Source organism: Streptomyces chiangmaiensis (genome assembly GCF_036281785.1).
In the GTDB taxonomy this organism is placed as follows: Bacteria; Actinomycetota; Actinomycetes; order Streptomycetales; family Streptomycetaceae; genus Streptomyces; species Streptomyces chiangmaiensis.
The window spans coordinates 17,768-34,217 of sequence record NZ_JAYWVC010000076.1; the positions used below are offsets into that span (position 1 = coordinate 17,768).

A 16,450-nucleotide genomic window follows, 5' to 3' on the forward strand; every position below is an offset into this window, starting at 1 on the left:
CTTCTCTTGCATCCTCCCGCTGCCCGGCGTGGCGGTCAGGGGCCGGATGGTCCAGGACCCGTAGGCCATTGCGCCCCTACCAGGTAGGGGTAGCCGGGCGCAGGCTGGAGAGCGAACCGACAAGGGAGGCGAGCAGCTCATGGGTGCCCTCGAAGTCGTCGTCGTGCTGGCCTCCGCCGTGCTGATCGCCGCGCTGGGCTGGTACTTCTTCGGCCCGCGCCGCGCCGGTGCCGCCCGGCTGGAAGACGGGGTGCAGCGGGTGGTGGTGACGGTGCGGGGCGGCTACAACCCCGACCTGATCAAGGTCCGCCAAGGTACCCCGGTAGAGCTGGTCTTCGACCGGCAGGAGGCCGGCGAGTGCACCTCCCGTGTGGTCTTCCCCGACCTGAAGGTCGGCGTGGGCCTGCCCGCCCACACGCGCACCACCGTGCGGCTGAACCCCGACCGTCCGGGCTCCTTCGGCTTCGCCTGCACCATGAGCATGATTCACGGCACGCTGCTGGTCGAACCCGCGGAAGGCTCCGCACCGCCCGCCCCGGACGGCCACGGCGTCACGGCCGCACCTCCCCCGCCTCCTCCCGCTGCCACCGGCGGACCGTCGGCGGGTGAGGAACGAACGACAGCCGAGTCGGAGGCAGCGGACGCCGCCGAGCGGCAGGCGGAGATCAAGGACCTCACCCGCAGAGTCCTGGTGGGCGCGGTGCTCACCGCTCCGGTGCTGTTCGCAGTGATGGCGCATGAACTGTTCGGCGCGGACTGGGTGCCGACTTGGATGCTCAACCACTGGCTGCAGCTGGCACTGATCACTCCGGTGATGTTCTACACCGGGTGGCCCATCCATGTGACGGGCTGGCTGACCCTGCGCCACCGCGCCGCCGACATGAACTCCCTGATCACCCTCGGCACCAGTGCCGCCTACGGCTACAGCCTGCTGGTCACCCTGGCCCCCGGCCTACTGCCCAAGGACGTGCGGGAGGTCTACTTCGAGGCCGTCGGCGTCATCCTCACCCTGATCCTGCTCGGACGGCTGCTGGAGGCCCGTGCCAAGGCCGGCACCGGCGAGGCCATCCGCGCCCTTCTGGGACTGCAGGCCCGCACAGCCCGCGTCGTCCGGGACGGAGCCGAGACGGAGATCCCCGTCGAGAACGTCATAGTCGGAGACGAGCTCGTCATCCGGCCCGGGGAGAAGATCCCCGTCGACGCCGAAGTCCTCTCCGGCTCCTCCGCGGTCGACGAGTCCATGGTCACCGGCGAGCCGATGCCCGTCACCAAGCACACCGGGGACACGGTCATCGGCGCCACCATCAACGGCACCGGGTCCCTGCGGGTACGGGCGGTCAAGGTCGGCGCCGACACGATGCTCGCCCAGATCATCCGCCTCGTGCAGCAGGCCCAGGCATCCAAGGCCCCCATCCAACGGCTCGCCGACACCGTGTCGGCGTACTTCGTGCCCGCGGTCATCGCCATCGCGATCGGCACCTTCGCCCTCTGGTTCACCCTGGGCCCGTCTCCTGCACTGACCCTGGCGCTGGTCTCCGCGGTCGCAGTGCTGATCATCGCCTGCCCGTGCGCGCTGGGCCTTGCCACGCCACTGTCAGTGATGGTCGGCACGGGCAAGGGCGCCCAGGCCGGCATCCTGATCCGCTCCGCCGAAGCCCTGGAGACCGCCCACAAGTTGGACACGGTGGTCTTGGACAAGACCGGCACCGTCACTGCGGGCAAGCCCGTCCTGACGGACGTCCACCCCGTCGGATTCGACGAGACAGCGCTGCTGCGGCTGGTCGCAGGGGCCGAGGCGGACAGTGAACACCCGCTTGCGCAAGCCATCGTCACCGGCGTCCGCGACCGCGGCGTTCAACCGCACGCAGCTACGAGCTTCGACTCGGTCACCGGCAAGGGCGTCCAGGCCACCGTAAGCGGGCACGCCGTTTTGGTCGGCACCGCCCGACTGCTGGGCGACGTCGGCATCGACACCGTCACGCTGACCCCCGTCGCGGCCGCCCTCTCCGCCGAGGGCAAGACCCCCGTCCTCGTCGCGGTGGACGGACGTGCCGTCGGCGTGCTCGCCGTCGCCGACACCGTCAAGGAGGACTCCGCCGCGGCCATCGCCACCCTGCAGCGCCTCGGCATCGACGTCGTCATGCTCACCGGCGACAACGCCCGCACCGCCGCCGCCATCGCCGCCCAGGTCGGCATCGCCCGGGTACTGGCCGAGGTGTTGCCCGAGCACAAGGCCGACGAGATCCGCCGTCTGCAGGCCGAAGGGCGCACTGTCGGCATGGTCGGTGACGGCATCAACGACGCCCCCGCCCTGGCCGCCGCCGACGTCGGCCTGGCCATCGGCACCGGCACCGACGTCGCCATCGAGGCCGCCGACATCACCCTCATCTCCGGCTCACTCGGTGGGGTCGTCACGGCGATCCGCCTGTCGCGGGCCACGATGCGGAACATCCGGCAGAACCTGTTCTTCGCCCTGGTCTACAACGCCGTCGGCGTCCCGCTCGCCGCAGGCGCCTTGTATCCGCTGTGGGGCATCCGGCTCAGCCCGATCATCGCCGCCGCAGCCATGGCACTCAGCTCGCTGTCGGTCGTCACCAACGCCTCTCGGCTGCGCCGCTGGCACACCCAGCCGCTGACCGATACCCGGCCCGCCCGCGTCCAGCCCCGTGTCGAGTCCCCCACTGACCGAGCCCCGGCGGGCAGCACGGTCACCACGGCGGGTCAGGGGCACCACCACCCCGCTTCCCGGAGCGACGCCGACGGCATGGTCGCGGACCCGGCGTGCGGCATGCAGATAAACAGCGCGACCGCCGCAGAGCACCGGCAGACCGAGCACGGCACCTACTACTTCTGCTCCGCCCACTGCGCCGCCACGTTCGACGCCGACCCCGGCCGCTACACCGCCCCCGCGGCCGGCGACAGGCACGAGGGAGGCGACCCCCGATGACCACCGCCGCCACCCACGCCCACGAGCACACTCAGGCACCCGGATACGCCGACCACAGGGGTGGACACGGGCTGCCGTCATCGCCTGCAGCATCTCCCGCCGCTGGCCGCCAGTCTTGAACAGATCACGCCCTTGAACTGCGTCGCAGGCGCATGTGGGACGGGCCGTACTCGCCGATCGGCAGTACGGCCCGGTGCAGTGAACTCCCTTTGTTCGTCAGCCAGTTGCACTTGCGCAACGTAGGTGGCACCCCGGTCGGTGAGGCAGGTCAGGGGCCTGCGCTTCGGATTCGTTCACGCCGTCGTCGAGTACGTCGGTGCAGGTGTCGTGCGCGGCGTTGTCCATGGGTGAACCCTTTGGCCTGGTACGAATGTTGCAGAGACGCGCGTCCCCAGGTCACGGCCCGTCGGCTATCCCACCCACTACGCCTGGCTGGGCCCAGCCGACGGGCTGTGGTTGCCTGCCGACACGGCAAGCGGCACGCAGTGGGGAGCAGACGTGCGATCAGTTGATCGCCTTGTAGTAGAGAGAGAAGGCACGGTTACCGGCAGGTCCCTGGGTGTATCCCAGGCACAGCCACGGACCCCCGGTGTGCACGATGGCCAGGCCCTCAGGTTCTCGCGGGGTGAGCGTGGGGCCGCTGCGCTCCACTGTCTGCCCGGTCACTGCGCCGCTGCGTAGATCGACTCGGTATAGACGACTATTGCCGGTGGGGTTGTCGGACGAGTACCCGCTGCCGAGGAGTTGGTAGGCATACTGGCCGTGCAGAGCCAGCCCTTGGAAGGGCAGGTCCTGGTCACTTGCGGGCTGTTTGACGTCGCTCAGCGGTCGGAAGTCGCCTGCTGCGAAGCGTTTGAAGTCATACAGCGCCAGGCGTGGTGCACCGTCACGGTTGTAGCGCAGCAGCAGCCGACCGGCGGCCGCGTCGAGCGCGATCGTGTTCGCAGTGGAGCCCGGCACCGGATGGTAGCCGGCAACGGCACGGCTGTGGCTAGTGAGAATCTGGCCTTGGGCGAAGCGGATCCGGGCGATGCCGCGGCCGTAACCGGAGCGCGGGTTGGCATCCCACTCCAGCCACAGCACCCCCGCAGTGCGGGCCGTGGACTCCACGCCCAGTGCAGCGTTGCCGTGGCCGAAGCCTTTCAAGTACATGTAGCCGGTGAGGGCACCGGTCATGGACAGTCGGTTCAGGCACAGGTCGCCGCGAGCCTGGCGTTCGGCGTGACTGTAGACGCGCCGCTCCCCCGGCAACCGGACGCCGCCTTGCATCACCTGTAGCGCGTACATGTGTCGGCGTCGCTCGTCGAAGGCGAAGGCCTGCAGCACGGTGGAGTGGTGCAGCAGTCCGTGGCTGATCCATAGCTGCCCGGGGACTGACAGCGGGTCGTCGGGGGGTCTGGCCGGCAGCGCCTGAGCGGAGCTGTCCGGCAAGACCGCGCTCAGCGCGGCCGCAGCTCCCAGGGTCAGGACGGTCCGACGGGCGGGGGGCACAGTTTGAGGTGGGTTCATGACCGGCTCCGATTTCTGACGGTCTGGGGGGCGGGGGGGGTAGGGGGCTCCACCCCCCATCGCGGATACGGGGAGCGGGGCTGCACCCGAGGGGGAGACGGACGCTGGTCAGAAGGTCAGCGCCAGGGAACGTAGTTGAGGTTGCGTACGTAGCGGGCCGAGACGTAGCCGCGATGATCAGCCAGCTTGTACCAGCGCTTGTTGCCGGCGACCTTCGAGCCGTTGACCTTGTAGATGAGGTGCTCGGTGCTGCCTGCGCGCAGCGAACCGATGACCCGGTAGCCGGTGCCAGGGCCCGAGCGAATGTTCAACGCCCGGTGGCTGACGATCCGCCCATTGACGTGGGTGCTGTGCGGCACATGCCGCTTGCCGTTCGGCGCCCACGTCTGCGGTGGCGTAACTCGGTGTGAGCGCCCCTGCCACCGGTGGCTGCAGGGGATCTGCATGCAAGGGCCACTGACGACGGGCGCCCCAGGCTGGATCGCCATTTGCCCGGCCCGTGCACCGGCCAGGGGGTGATCGGCCGCCAAGGCCGGTGACGCAGGCAGCACCGCCATCCCGGCGGCAGCGCAGACGATTGCTGTGGCAATTCTGGTGGCAAACATACTGAGACTTCCTCTCTGCGGGACCGCTTCAGCCGACGGATCTCGTCAGGCCACCGAACCTGAAGCCCGGCGAGCGGTTTTCACACAGAGTGTCTGGCTCGCCACAGGAATACCTAAACAGTTGACGAACTATTCACATTTTTCGTGGTCGGCCACCAGCGCGGCACCATAGGCTGAAGTCCTACCCTCGGACTACGATGTCGGTTGAACAGTTGCTCAACTGAAGGCGATGTCGACATGGCCAGACTGGAGGAAGCGCCCTCCGCCTCGGCGGACACGCGCATACAGGCGCTACGCCGCACCCTTCCGCCGCAGAGCACGGCTCATGAACTGGCGCAAACATTCAGTCTGATGTCCGACCCGCGCCGCCTGCAGCTGCTGCTCGCCCTTCTGATCGGGGGCGAGATCCCGGTAAGCGATCTGGCTGCCGCAACGGGTCAGAGCATGTCGTCGACCTCGCACTCGCTGCGACTGCTGCGCATGCAGCACATCGTCGACGTGCGCCGCTCCGGCCGGCAGGCGTACTACCGTCTCGCGGACACCCACGTGCGCCTGCTCCTCGATGTGGCTCTCACTCCTAGCCGTCACGCTCCCCCCGGCAGATCGTTGGACGGCAGCAATTGACGGTTCGACAGAAGTCCTTGTACCTGCACGTTTCGCGCCCTGGGCGGTAGAACGGAGCGCACAGAAACCGGAAACTCGAGATCTCGGCCGACGCGCACACCGCTCAGCAGACAATATGGAGGGTGACGGCGCCGTCGCCCTCCATATGCCGTCCCGGCCACAGCGCCGTGCTCTGGTCGTTCGCCGCCTCGCTCTCCACGACCGTGGCCCACGCCACGCCTCCGGCCTGCTTCCCTCGATGGGCTCCATCGGGGACTGAGTGGACAAGGCGATGATGGAGCCCTTCTGGGCCCGGAGCCAGGTCGAACTGCTCAACCGCAGACGGTGGCGCACCCGACTGAAGCTGTCCACCGCCCTGTTCGAGTACCTGGAGATTTTCCACAACCGGCAACGCAGGCACTCCACCCTGCTCAGACTCCTCCGCCGGCACGGCGACGCCCTCATCGAGCAGATCGACCCGGCACCAGCACGCCTTCCGGCCAGGTCAGTCCGCTCCGCCAGCGGCGCAGCCGCATCCGGTGACGCCGGAGGTCGACCTCAGCGACCCTCACAGCGATCGACTCGCCTTCATCGACAAGTACTAGCTTCGCGGTTCCAACCCGCGTGACCAGGTTCCAACTAACGTGTCCCGGCCCAGCATCCGCGGAGGAACCTGGTGATCTTCTCGCCGACTATCGTGAACATCCGCCAACCAGGGTGAACGGTCACACGCGACCTCCTCCCTGGCGCCGGCATGCTCGGCGGTGCACGGCGAACATATTTTCGATTGAAGGCGTACCCTCCCTGTATGGCCACGCATCTCCAGGGCTCGCTCTTCGACCAGACCGACGACATCCGACTCGGCTCCCTCGAGGGTTTGCGGCGGACCGTGCTCGGGGCCGGGGCGTGGATCGACCTGCTGCCGGGCTGGCTGAGCGGGGCCGACGCCCTGTTCGAGACCCTGGCCTCCGAGGTGCCGTGGCATGCGGAGCGGCGGCAGATGTACGAGCAGATGGTGGACGTGCCGCGGTTGCTCTCGTACTACCGTGCCGGCGAGGCCCTGCCGCATCCCGTGCTCGAGGAGGCACGCCTCGCCCTGTCCACCCACTACGCCGCCGAGCTGCGCGAACCCTTCGTCACGGCCGGCCTGTGCCACTACCGCGACGGCCGCGACAGCGTGGCCTGGCACGGGGACCGGATCGGCCGCGGTGCGCGGGAGGACACCATGGTCGCCATTCTCTCCGTAGGGGCGCCACGCGACCTGGCCCTGCGCCCGCGCGGCGGCGGAGAGACGATCCGGCGGCCGCTCGGGCACGGCGATCTGATCGTGATGGGCGGCTCCTGCCAGCGGACTTGGGAGCACGCGATTCCGAAGTCCACCCGCGCGACCGGACCCCGGATCAGCATCCAGTTCCGGCCTCAAGGGGTGAACTGACCGCGTCAGGGCGTCAACTGCGCCTGTACGGCCGGTGCGCAGCGGTCGACAATGTCGTCGAGGTCCGTGGCACGCAGGTTCGTCCCGCGCGCGATCCCGAACGTCTCGTCCAGGGGGCAGACCCGGTCTTCTGGCTGCACCACGCCTACATCGACAAACTGTGGGCCGAGTGGCAGCACCTCCGCCCCGGCTCCGGCCGTCTGCCGCCGAACGGTACCCACGATGTCGTCGACCTCCGCGAGACCATGAAGCCGTGGAACGACGTACGCCCGGTGGACCTGCTGGACCATACGGCGTACTACACCTTCGGCACCGACTGAGTCCGCGGGAGCGGACCACGGCTCAACGCGAGGCCGTCGCCCAGGGGCCGACACCGCCGATGCGCTCGACGGAGTAGCGCACGATGTAGCCGGGTCCTTTCGGCGCCGGGAACTCGGCCTGCGGCGAGATGTAGACCTTGGCCAAGCGGTTGAGGAGGTCCCATGTGCCGTCGCTCGGCTGCACGGTGGCCCGCGCCCGCAGCACGGCGTACTCGTTCAGGAAGACACCCGGGACCCGCGGGGCGTCGAAGGACAACACGACCCGCGGGTCCCGCTCGATGTTGCGCAGCTTCACATGCCGCGCCATATGGCCGCTGACGACGTCGTCTCCGTCCAGACCGATCCAGACGACGGTCACCTGCGGGCTCCCGTCGGGGTTGATGGTGCTCAGATGGGCCATGGGGCCGGACTCGATCAGGTCCCGCAGCTCCCGCGGCAGCCGGGTGTTCTGGTTCGTCACGCTCCTTCAACGGAGCCGCGGGCGGGCGGACACGCTGGTGGGCCGGCCCCGGGCGACTTCCCCCGAACGACCGACTCCGGTACTCGGCTCGAGGCGCCTCACCACGCCGCACGGGGCCACGCCGGTCGAGCCCCGGCCGGCAACCGCCGCGGCGGGTCCGATCACGGTGGCTCGAGCGCCTGCTCGGTCCACACGGTCTTGCCGTCGGCCGAGTAGCGGGTCCCCCATGCCTGGGCCAGCTGCGAGACGATGAACAGTCCGCGCCCGCCCTCGTCGGTGGTGCGGGCGTGCCGCAGATGCGGTGCGGTAGCGCTGAAGTCACTGACTTCGCAGGTCAGCCCCCGATCCAGGATCAGGCGCAACTCCAGGGGCGGACTGCCGTACCGCAGGGCGTTGGTGACCAGTTCACTGACGATCGGTTCGGCGTTGAGCGCTGTCTCCTGCCCCACCCGCCACTCGGCCAGGCGGCCGCGTGTGTACCCGCGGGCCGTGGCGGCGGCGGTGGGCTCGTCGTCGAGTCGTCGGGTGGCGATGCGGTCGCAGGGGAAGGGGCGTGTACGGGCCACCAGGAGGACGGCGTCATCGGCCTCCATGTCGGCCGGGAGGCCGTACAGGATGTCGTCGCACAGCTCCTGCACGGGTTGGTCGCCGTCCGCGACGGCCGAGCGCAGGGGGCTCGCCTCGCAGGTCAGGTGCGTGGCCAGGACCGCGTTGCCGGCGAAGGCGATCACACTGCCGTGCGGAAGCCGGATGTGGTCGGCGGCGCAAGGCGCCCGATCCGTACTCCCCAGTCCCGGCCCGGCCGGAGTGTCGGGGCGGTCGACGGTGCCGTCGGGGTGCACCACGACAGGCGCGGGGTGCCCTGCCCGGGCGACGGTGCACATCCGGGTCAGCGGGTCGTACACGCCATACGCACAGCTCGCCGCCCGTGGCTCACGATGCAGTGGGCTGCCGGGCGGCACCGCCGTGCGCTCTGCCGCCAGGAGCGTGGCGGTGTCGTTCAGAAGGGCGAGTAGTTCCTCCGGGTCGAGGTCGAGCGCGGCGAAGGAGTGCACCACCGTGCGCAGCTGCCCGACGGTCGCCGCCGCCTGAATGCCTCCCCCTGCGACCGTTCCGGCGACCAGGGCGGTCCGTGCGCCGGACAGGCCGATGGTGTCGAACCACCCGCTCCCGCCCTCACCGGGGCGGGCGATACCGGCCGACTCCAGCGCGGTGAGCGAGGCGGGGAACAGCGGGAGGATGTGCCGCAGGACGGTCGCCGCGACCGTGTGGTCCCGCGTGTAGCGTCGGGCGTTGTCGATGCACAGGGCGGTGTGCCGTGCCACGTCCCGGGCGAGTTCGATGTCGTCCTCGTCGTACGAGGTCGGCGTCCGGTTGCGGTACAGGCACACCAGACCGATCACCGAGCCGCGCAGGTCCAGCGGGACGGCGAGAAGGCTGTGCGCACCGGCCTCGCGGATGGCGCGGGCGCGGGGTGGGTCGGCCGTCAGCCAGGGCAGGCCGGGGCGCAGCGTGACGGCACGCGGTCGCAGGTCGGCCAGAGCCTGGCTGTACGGGGTCGGTCCGGGAATCGCCCGGACGTCTCCCACCGGGTGTGCCTGTGGCTGCGCTTCCCCGTTGCCACTGTCGCGAAAGGCCACACGCCGCAGCCGCACGTCGCGAGGCAGCGGGGAGAGCGGAGGATCGTCGCCGCGGATCACGGCGTCCACCACCTCCACGACCACCACGTCCGCGAAGGCGGGGACCACCTCCTCGGCCAGCTCCTGGCACGTGGCCACCACGTCGAGGGTGCGTCCCACGTGCTCACGCACGGCGTCCAGGATGCCCAGCCGGATCCGGACCTTTTCCCGGTCGGTGACGTCCACCACCGTCATCGCCACACCGAGGACCGTGCCCTCGCCGTCCTCCAGCCGGAAGGCCGAGATCTCGAACAGACGCTCCTGACCGTGGTACGCGGCCGGCCGCGCCCGCAAGACCCGTCCCTGCACCGGCACACCGTCGCGCAGCACACCGCGCAAGAGATCCTGGGCCGCCTTCTCCTCCAACACGTGATGCGCGTCGGGAAAGCGGTGCCCGACGAGGTCCTCCTCCCGCAGGCCCCGCATGGCCGGACTGGCGGTGCTGATGCGCAGAACCCGCAAGTCGGTGTCCAGGACAGCCAAGCCGATCGGGGACCGGGCGAACAAGGCAGTGTCGCCATCCCGGCGTCACGTGCGTCGCAGCCCCCACAGCGGTCTGCCATGGAAGTCACCTCCAGTGCCGCCCGACGGCGATACGCTCCGCAAGCGGCTCGGGTGTCCCTCTTCCGGTGTACTCCGCCCCCATGTATACGGCGACCCAACGCGCCCCGACGTGACCTGTGACCAGGTCCGGACAAGGTGTGGACCGGCACCCGACGGCGAGCCGGAACCTGCCGTCACGCGGCCCCGGCGGACGGCCCCGCCGTCGTCAGCCGTCGCCGGCCGTGCGGCACTCGGGGTGACCCCAGCCCTGAGCGTTCTTGGCGATCGGCTCGCCCGCCGCGTACGGGCGGCCGCAGACACAGCGGCCGGGGAACTTCGCCTTGAGGGTGCGCCCCGCGGCGCGGTTCCTCGCGGGTGCGGGGCGGCGGGCGGCGGAGGCCGCAGGCTGCGATGACGGCGGCGGCTCGGGAGAGCCGTACGCGCTGCCCGCCGGTTCCTGCCCGCCGGCCGCCTGACTGGCGGCACGGTCCGCGAAGTCGTTGAGACGGTCGCCTCCGACCTGGTGCGCAGGGACGTAGCGGAACGCGACCTCACGGCCGTCCAGCAGCTCGTCGATGCGCACGACCAGCTCCCGGTTAGCCACGGGCTTGCCCGCTGCGGTCTTCCATCCGTTGCGCTTCCAGTTGGGCAGCCAGGTCGTGACCGCCCTCATCGCGTACTGGGAGTCCATACGGATCTCCAGCGGGATGTCCGGGGCGACCGCAGTCAACAGGCGCTCCAGCGCCGTGAGTTCGGCGACGTTGTTGGTCGTCTTGCCCAGCGGGCCGGCCTCCCAGCGGGTCGGGATCTCGTCCTCGTCGGCGACGACCCAGGCCCATCCGGCAGGTCCGGGGTTTCCCTTCGAAGCCCCGTCGCAGGCGGCCACAACACGTTCAGGCATGCCCCCGATCATGCCACGCTCCGGCCTGCGCTCCGATACCCGGGCCGCAGGCCGACGCCGGGGAGGAGGCGCGGGCCGAGCGCCGGGCGCAGGCCGAAGCCCCTACGACCGGCGCCGTGACGTGCGTGTATGAGCCGTCGCGTCCGCCGGGCACCAGGGTCAGGAGACGTCGGTCATGTCCGGCATCCGGCCCTGGGTGGTGGTGACGTCGATGACCGAGAAGTTGGCGCCTTGGGGGTCGCTCAGCGCGGCGAAGCGGCCGAAGGGGCTGTCCATCGGACCGAACCGCAGGACGCCGCCACGCTTGGTGGCCCGCTCGACGGCCGCATCGCAGTCCTCGACGGTGAAGTACACATTGACGTACGGCGGGACCTCCGGCGGGAAGTCGTCCGTCATCTTCATCCGGCCGAGCACGGGGTTCCCGTCGAGTTCGAAGATGCGGAAGTCGATCGCCTCGTCCTCGATCTGCTTGGCACGGTAGGGAAAGACGGCGGGGAAGAACGCGTCGGACCTCTCCGGTTCGCGGGTGAAGACCTCGGCCCAGCAGTACGCGCCGGGCACGCCCTGGGCCTCGAAGCCCTCGTGGACGCCGGCCTGCCAGACGCCGAAGACGGCGCCGCTCGGTTCGCGGGCCAAGGCCATGGTGCCGAAGTTCCCGACCTGCATCGGCTCCATCAGCACCTCGCCGCCATGATCCCTGATCCTCCCCGCGGTCGCGGCGGCGTCGGCGGAGGCGAAGTACAGGCACCAGGCCGACTGGCCCTCCTGCCCGGGCATGGGCGGCACGACCGCGGCGACCGCCTTGCCGTCGGCGTACGCCTGCGTGTAGTTGCCGTACTGGGACGACGCCTCGCCGAACGTCCAGCCGAGGACATCGCCGTAGAACGTCTTGGCCCCTTCGGCATCGGCGAACATCGCGTCGGCCCAGCAGGGTGATCCCTCGGGTTGTACCGCCATGGCGTTCGACCTCCCCCGTGCGACGGTTCGGGGTTGTGCTCCTCCACGCTAGCCAGACCCGTGCCGCACCGCGCGCCGAACCGCAGTTCTGTCCCACACTGGAACGGGGACGGTCATGGGACGGGACACAGACGATGCGCGCATGGGTGCTGGACCGACCGGGACCCGTCGAACGGGAGCCGCTGCGGTTCGTGGAGCGACCGGTCCCGGAGCCGGCTCCCGACGAGCTGCTGGTGCATGTGCGGGCCTGCGGCGTGTGCCGTACGGATCTGCACGTCACCGAGGGTGACCTACCGGTGCGCCGATCGGGGGTGACGCCCGGGCACGAGGTCGTGGGCGAGGTGGCCGGGACGGGAGCGGCGGTGAGCGGGTGGGCCGTCGGCGACCGGGTGGGGGTCGCATGGCTGCGCCGTACGGACGGCACCTGCCGGTACTGTGCGCGCGGGACCGAGAATCTGTGCCCGGTCTCCGAGTACACCGGCTGGACCGCCGACGGCGGGTACGCAGAGTACACGACCGTACCGGCCGCGTTCGCCTACCGGCTGCCGGCGAACGTGCCCGATGTGGCGCTGGCCCCCCTGCTGTGCGCGGGCATCATCGGATACCGGGCGCTGCTGCGGACGTCGCTGCCGTCGGGCGGGCGTCTCGGGCTGTACGGGTTCGGGGGCAGCGCACACCTGTGTGCGCAGGTCGCGCTGGCGCAGGGCGCCACCGTGCACGTCCTGACCCGGGACGAGGCGTCCCAGCGGCTCGCGCTCGACCTCGGTTGCGCCTCGGCGGCCGGTGCCTACGACGCCCCACCGGAGCTGCTCGACGGAGCGATCCTGTTCGCACCGGTCGGCGACCTCGTACCGGTGGTGCTACGGGCGCTGGACCGAGGCGGTGTCCTCGCCGTCGCGGGAATCCATCTGAGCGACGTCCCGAGCCTGCACTACGAGAGCGAACTGTTCTACGAGAAGGAGCTGCGCAGCGTCACGTCCAACACACGCCGGGACGGCCGGGAGTTCCTGGAACTGGCGGCCCGCTACGGCGTACGGGCAACGACGCACCCGTACCCGCTGTCACAGGCCCAGCGGGCCCTCGGCGACCTCAAGGCCGGGCGCTTCGACGGGGCAGCCGTGCTGGTGAACGACCTCTGACCTGGGCGACGGCGCGCGGGTGCGGGCGGAGCCGTCCCGTGCGTGGATGGACTCGCAGAGGTGTCGTCGCGGAGGTGCGCTGTGGGCGGTGGCCACACTGCAGACCCGCCGTACGGCGTCGGCTCCGGGATGTCGTCGACGCTGTACGGCCTGGACAACGCCCTGGAGTCGATCGGCACGACGCTCGATGAGCGCACCACCTGCCAGGAACTGACCGACTACGTGAGCGACCTGGTGTGCGACGCCGCCGCCGTGGACCTGCTGCCCGAGGACGTCCCCTCGATACCGCCCGCGACCGACCCCGACCTGGAGCGCGTGGCGACGGCGGGACGAGCCGAACTCCTCGATCCGTCGGACACCGCCCGCACGCTGTCCCTGAAGGCCCTCGCCGAGGGGCACCCGATCACCGCATCGGTGGACCTGTCCGGGCCGGTGCCACGGCACGTCATGACGGTGCCGCTACTGGCGCACAGTCGCCTCTACGGAGTGCTGCTGACAGTGCGCAACGGCCCGCCGTTCTCCGACCGGGACACCGCGGTCACCCACTTCGCGGCCAGGCTGGCGGCCGTGCACCTCGGGCACGCACGCCGGTACACGACCATGCGCGGCACCGTGTGCCAGCTCCAGCGAGCCTTGCTGTCCGAGCCGGGGCGGCCCCATCCCAACCTGGACCTGGCCACCCGTTACCTGCCGGCCGGCGGCGGCACCCTGGTAGGCGGGGACTGGTTCGAGACGGTGCGGTTGCACTTCGGCCGGACACTGCTGGCCCTGGGCGACGTGATGGGCCACGGACTGGACGCGGCCGTCGACATGAACGCCTACCGCTCGATGCTGCGCTACATCGCCTCCACGGATCTGCCGCCCCATCGAGTGCTGCGCCGGCTGGACGCCGCCGTCGCCGAGGACGGCAACCGCCGTCCGGCAACCTGTGTCCTCGTCCAGGTCGACCCGGCGCGCGGTACGGCATCGCTGACCAGCGCGGGGCATCTGCCACCGGCGCTGTTCGCCGCGGACGGCACCGGAGAACTGCTGGACGTGCCGGTCGGACCTCCCCTCGGGACGGGGGCAGGCGGTTACGAGCTCACCAGCCGTTCGCTCTCGCCCGAGGACACGCTGCTGCTGTTCACAGACGGTCTCGTGGAGCGGCGCGAGGAGGACATCGACGTCTCCCTGGCCCGGCTCGCCGCATTGCGGCTGCCGCCCGGGGCGAGCGTCGAGGAATTGCTCACCGACGTCCTGGCCCGGCTCGACGCCCGCCATGCGGAGGACGATGTCGCGGTCCTGGCGGCCCGCATCCACCGCCGCCACGAGGCGTGAACCAGGCCGGGCCGGTCTCAGACCGTGGGCAGACGCAGCAGCCGGACGATCGTGCGCAGGACGCCGTTCTCGGTGTTCGGCGGTGCCACATAGCGGGCCCGCCGCAGCACATCCGGGTGGGCGTTGGCCATCGCGAAGGACCACTCGGCCCCATCGAGCATCTCGAGGTCGTTGAGGTAGTCGCCGAACACCATCGTCTGCGCGGGCGTGATGCCCAGCTCCCGCTGGAGCCCGCGCAGGGCGGCGCCCTTGTCGGCGGTGGCGTTCATGATGTCCACCCAGTGCTCGCCCGAGACGACGACCCGGTGGGTCGACGTGAACGGCTCCAGGGCCGGAGCGGTGCTCCGCCCCACGGGTCCGAAGTCGTACAGGGCCACCTTGAGGAACTCGTCCTCGACGGCGGTGAGATCCTCGACGATGCGCAGCAGGGCGTAGTACCTCTTCGCCTCGGCCACGAAAGCCTCGTCCCGGCGCTCGACGTAGGCGGAGCTCTTCCCGCACAGGACCGCACCGACGTCCACACCGTCGGCCGCGAGCCGCCGTGTCGTCTCGACGACGCGGGCGGCCACCGCGGCGTTCAGCGGGTCGGAGCTGAGCTCCACGCCGTCGCGTACGACGTAGGTGCCGTTCTCGGCGATGAAGACCATGCCGTCTCCCGCCTCGGCGAACTGCCGTGCCAGCGTCGCGTACTGGCGTCCGCTGGCCGGGCTGAACAGCACCCCGCGTTGGCGCAGCTCGACGAGGAGCGGCCAGAGGCCCTCGGGTATCCGCCCGGTGCCGTCGAGGAGCGTGCCGTCCATGTCGGTGACGACGAGCCGGATGTCCACCGGCTCGCTCGGCAGCTCGGGGGCGGTCAGAAGGCACGAGGGCGTGGTGGAGGACATGTCCTGCTTTCCTGGGTGGGGCGGCGATCGGGGAGGGCTCCGCAGCGAGCCGGGCCCTGTTCGGGATCCGTGTCAGTCGTCCTGGGCGCGGCTGCGCAGCTCGGCGCGGGCGCGGCGCGGGGCGACAGCGAGCGCCCCGGGCCGCCATGCTGCGGTCACGACCGGGAGTGCCCCCTGCGGCTGGAACAGCCCCTGCGGACATGGGGATCCGGGCGCCCGCACGGCGCGGGACCCCCGGGCGACCGGGCCGGCCACCGGCTCGCTCACGGCGAACGGCCGCCCGCGGCGGGCCCCGCCCTGCGCCGTGGAGATGCCCGTGCCCCGGGCACGGGTCAGGGGGGCCTGTTCGAACTCGGTGTCCAGCACGGTCCGGTCGGTCGGTCCACGGACCGCAGCCTTGCCCGGCAGGGCGGCCCCGGCGGGCGCCCGGCGGATCTTCATCGCATCCCTTGTCGTCGGATCCTTTGTCGTCGGCGCCGTCGCCTCGTCGAGGACCCATCGTAAGGGCTCCACCCCGACCGCCTGGTGGGGGTGCCCGGTGTCCGCCGAGGCCGTACCGGCGGCGCCCGGTCTCGCCGCGCGAACTCCTTTGGCCGGCCCTCCTGGCGTTCCGCGGCCGAACTCCCCCTCAAGGGGCGAATCTGATCTTGTACGGACGGCGGCAGGGATGCTTCCGCCCAGTCTGGGTAACTACCTAGATCAATGCGCACTTCCCTGCCGAGGTGGTGCCGGAATGCACTCCGAACCGGTGGCGGCGAACCGCTTCGCCCGTAGCTACACTCTCGGCCCGTTCACGGTCGTCGAGGTGTCGGGCGAGATCGACATGGCGTCGGCGGGTTCCGTGGCCGCGCACTTGGAGGCGGTCACCGACCGTCCCGCACCCGATGTCCTCGTGGATCTGCGGCCGGTCGTCTTCTTCGACTGTTCGGGACTGCGCGTCCTGTGCCGGGCCGAGACCAGGGCCAGGGAGCGCGGTGGACGTCTGCGACTCGTGTCCGACCGGCCCCACATCCACCATCTGCTCCGCGCCGCGGGCCTGCTCACACGCTTTCAGCTGCTGCCGGAACTGCCGAGCCTCGACTGGCGCGGCGATGAAACGATGGAGGCGAGTACTGACGGACCGCCACCGGACCGGAAGGGGAGACACGTAC

At 70.5% G+C, this 16,450-nt stretch carries 14 protein-coding genes and 1 pseudogene; 7 read left to right on the top strand and 8 right to left on the bottom strand.

Annotation, left to right across the window (positions count from 1 at the left end):
* Positions 1–139 precede the first annotated feature (139 nt).
* Positions 140–2,947, top strand: coding sequence for a heavy metal translocating P-type ATPase (locus VXC91_RS21875; RefSeq protein ID WP_329508997.1), 2,808 nt, complete (start codon positions 140–142; stop codon positions 2,945–2,947).
* 504 nt (positions 2,948–3,451) lie between these two features.
* Here the strand turns inward: VXC91_RS21875 and VXC91_RS21880 are convergent.
* Both VXC91_RS21880 and VXC91_RS21885 read right to left on the bottom strand, forming a co-directional pair.
* Complete coding sequence (locus VXC91_RS21880; protein ID WP_329508998.1) at positions 3,452–4,456, bottom strand: phage baseplate protein; 1,005 nt, start codon at positions 4,454–4,456, stop codon at positions 3,452–3,454.
* Between the two features lie 116 nt (positions 4,457–4,572).
* Positions 4,573–4,767 (bottom strand): SH3 domain-containing protein, encoded by a 195-nt coding sequence (locus tag VXC91_RS21885; protein ID WP_329508999.1) that lies wholly within the window; start codon positions 4,765–4,767, stop codon positions 4,573–4,575.
* A gap of 531 nt (positions 4,768–5,298) precedes the next feature.
* Between VXC91_RS21885 and VXC91_RS21890 the strand changes: the two genes are divergently transcribed.
* The 3 genes and pseudogenes from VXC91_RS21890 to VXC91_RS21900 form a co-directional block, all read left to right on the top strand.
* Positions 5,299–5,685, top strand: coding sequence for an ArsR/SmtB family transcription factor (locus VXC91_RS21890; RefSeq protein ID WP_329509000.1), 387 nt, complete (start codon positions 5,299–5,301; stop codon positions 5,683–5,685).
* A gap of 787 nt (positions 5,686–6,472) precedes the next feature.
* Complete coding sequence (locus VXC91_RS21895; protein WP_329509001.1) at positions 6,473–7,099, top strand: alpha-ketoglutarate-dependent dioxygenase AlkB; 627 nt, start codon at positions 6,473–6,475, stop codon at positions 7,097–7,099.
* A 119-nt stretch (positions 7,100–7,218) separates the two neighbouring features.
* A pseudogene (locus VXC91_RS21900) lies at positions 7,219–7,419 on the top strand (tyrosinase family protein); the annotation flags it as partial.
* Between the two features lie 22 nt (positions 7,420–7,441).
* Here VXC91_RS21900 and VXC91_RS21905 read toward each other — a convergent pair.
* The 4 genes from VXC91_RS21905 to VXC91_RS21920 form a co-directional block, all read right to left on the bottom strand.
* Entirely contained in the window at positions 7,442–7,879 is a 438-nt protein-coding gene (locus VXC91_RS21905) for a PPOX class F420-dependent oxidoreductase (RefSeq protein ID WP_329509002.1), read from the bottom strand.
* A gap of 161 nt (positions 7,880–8,040) precedes the next feature.
* Positions 8,041–10,065, bottom strand: a complete 2,025-nt coding sequence (locus VXC91_RS21910; protein WP_329509003.1) for a SpoIIE family protein phosphatase — start codon at positions 10,063–10,065, stop codon at positions 8,041–8,043.
* A gap of 262 nt (positions 10,066–10,327) precedes the next feature.
* Complete coding sequence (locus tag VXC91_RS21915; RefSeq protein ID WP_329509004.1) at positions 10,328–11,014, bottom strand: ribonuclease H family protein; 687 nt, start codon at positions 11,012–11,014, stop codon at positions 10,328–10,330.
* Between the two features lie 147 nt (positions 11,015–11,161).
* Positions 11,162–11,959: a VOC family protein gene (locus tag VXC91_RS21920; protein WP_329509005.1), complete on the bottom strand. Its 798-nt coding sequence runs from the start codon at positions 11,957–11,959 to the stop codon at positions 11,162–11,164.
* 134 nt (positions 11,960–12,093) lie between these two features.
* On the opposite strand from VXC91_RS21920, the gene VXC91_RS21925 reads away from it, so the two are divergent.
* Both VXC91_RS21925 and VXC91_RS21930 read left to right on the top strand, forming a co-directional pair.
* A complete protein-coding gene (locus VXC91_RS21925) occupies positions 12,094–13,098 on the top strand; it encodes a zinc-binding alcohol dehydrogenase family protein (protein WP_329509006.1) in 1,005 nt (334 codons plus the stop codon).
* Positions 13,099–13,227: 129 nt separating this feature from the next.
* Positions 13,228–14,415, top strand: coding sequence for a PP2C family protein-serine/threonine phosphatase (locus VXC91_RS21930; protein WP_408057440.1), 1,188 nt, complete (start codon positions 13,228–13,230; stop codon positions 14,413–14,415).
* A 17-nt stretch (positions 14,416–14,432) separates the two neighbouring features.
* Here VXC91_RS21930 and VXC91_RS21935 read toward each other — a convergent pair whose 3' ends face one another.
* Together VXC91_RS21935 and VXC91_RS21940 are read right to left on the bottom strand one after the other, a co-directional pair.
* Entirely contained in the window at positions 14,433–15,299 is an 867-nt protein-coding gene (locus VXC91_RS21935; protein WP_329509008.1) for a Cof-type HAD-IIB family hydrolase, read from the bottom strand.
* A gap of 72 nt (positions 15,300–15,371) precedes the next feature.
* The gene (locus tag VXC91_RS21940; RefSeq protein ID WP_329509009.1) at positions 15,372–15,740 is read right to left on the bottom strand and encodes a hypothetical protein; all 369 of its coding nucleotides are present in this window, start codon (positions 15,738–15,740) and stop codon (positions 15,372–15,374) included.
* A gap of 292 nt (positions 15,741–16,032) precedes the next feature.
* On the opposite strand from VXC91_RS21940, the gene VXC91_RS21945 reads away from it, so the two are divergent.
* On the top strand, positions 16,033–16,450 hold a 418-nt coding region (locus tag VXC91_RS21945; RefSeq protein WP_329509010.1), incomplete at its 3' end, for an STAS domain-containing protein.

Coding starts and splice junctions, on each gene's coding strand:
- VXC91_RS21875 (WP_329508997.1), top strand. CDS start 140: ATGGGTGCCCTCGAAGTCGTCGTCGTGCTGGCCTCCGCCGTGCTGATC.
- VXC91_RS21880 (WP_329508998.1), bottom strand. CDS start 4,456: ATGAACCCACCTCAAACTGTGCCCCCCGCCCGTCGGACCGTCCTGACC.
- VXC91_RS21890 (WP_329509000.1), top strand. CDS start 5,299: ATGGCCAGACTGGAGGAAGCGCCCTCCGCCTCGGCGGACACGCGCATA.
- VXC91_RS21895 (WP_329509001.1), top strand. CDS start 6,473: ATGGCCACGCATCTCCAGGGCTCGCTCTTCGACCAGACCGACGACATC.
- VXC91_RS21915 (WP_329509004.1), bottom strand. CDS start 11,014: ATGATCGGGGGCATGCCTGAACGTGTTGTGGCCGCCTGCGACGGGGCT.
- VXC91_RS21920 (WP_329509005.1), bottom strand. CDS start 11,959: ATGGCGGTACAACCCGAGGGATCACCCTGCTGGGCCGACGCGATGTTC.
- VXC91_RS21925 (WP_329509006.1), top strand. CDS start 12,094: ATGCGCGCATGGGTGCTGGACCGACCGGGACCCGTCGAACGGGAGCCG.
- VXC91_RS21930 (WP_408057440.1), top strand. CDS start 13,228: ATGTCGTCGACGCTGTACGGCCTGGACAACGCCCTGGAGTCGATCGGC.
- VXC91_RS21935 (WP_329509008.1), bottom strand. CDS start 15,299: ATGTCCTCCACCACGCCCTCGTGCCTTCTGACCGCCCCCGAGCTGCCG.
- VXC91_RS21940 (WP_329509009.1), bottom strand. CDS start 15,740: ATGAAGATCCGCCGGGCGCCCGCCGGGGCCGCCCTGCCGGGCAAGGCT.